The sequence below is a fragment of the Calidithermus roseus genome, assembly GCF_003574095.1.
Lineage (GTDB): Bacteria > Deinococcota > Deinococci > Deinococcales > Thermaceae > Calidithermus > Calidithermus roseus.
In genome coordinates this window covers 1-885 of the sequence record NZ_QWLA01000174.1, presented here as the reverse complement: position 1 = coordinate 885, position 885 = coordinate 1, and the positions used below count along the sequence as shown (strand labels likewise).

The 885-nt window shown below is 68.2% G+C and carries 1 protein-coding gene; it reads left to right on the top strand.

Annotation, left to right across the window (positions count from 1 at the left end):
• The coding region (gene trxB, locus Mrose_RS18455) for a thioredoxin-disulfide reductase (protein WP_119280679.1) at positions 1-885 on the top strand (885 nt) is incomplete at both ends.

Genomic DNA, 885 nt, shown 5'->3' with positions numbered 1-885 from the left:
GGGGGTCCGGCGGGGCTCACGGCGGGCATCTACACCGGGCGGGGCGGCCTGAGGAGCGTGATTTTGGAGAAGGGGTTGCCCGGGGGGCAGATCGCCCAGACCGAGGAGGTGGAGAACTACCCCGGCTTTCCCGAGGGCATCCGCGGGCCGGAGTTGGCCGAGCGCATGCTCAAACAGACTCAGCGCTTCGGGGTCGAGGTGCAGATGGAGGAGGTGCTGGGGCTCGAGCGGGCCGCTGTGGGCTTCGTGGTCAAGGGCTACACGCAGAACTACCCCACCCGCACGGTGATCCTGGCCACCGGGGCCAATCCCCGGCGATTGGGGGTGCCCGGGGAGGAGAAGTTCTACGGACGGGGGGTGAGCACCTGCGCGACCTGCGATGGCTTCTTCTACCGCGGCAAGGAAGTGGTGGTGGTGGGCGGGGGCGACGCGGCGGTGGAGGAGGGCTTGTTCCTGACCAAGTTCGCCTCCAAGGTCACGCTGATCCACCGCCGCGACGAGCTGCGGGCCAACAAGACCGCTCAGGAGCGGGCCTTTGCCCACCCCAAGATGCACTTCCTGTGGAGCCACGTGGTGGAGGAGGTGCTGGGGGAGGAGACGGTGGGGGGGGTGCGGCTGAAGAACCTCAAGAGCGGGGAGGTCTACGACTACAAGACCGATGGGGTGTTCGTGTTCATCGGGCACGAGCCCAACACCGGCTTTTTGAAGGGAGTGGTGGCGCTGGGGAGGGAGGGCTACGTGGAGGTGAGGGAGGAGGTCTACACCAGCGTGCCGGGGATCTTCGCCGCGGGGGACGTGGCCGACCCGGTCTACCGCCAGCTCACCACCAGCGTGGGGGCGGGCACCCGGGCTGCCATGGCCGCCGAAAAGTACCTGGCTGAGCAC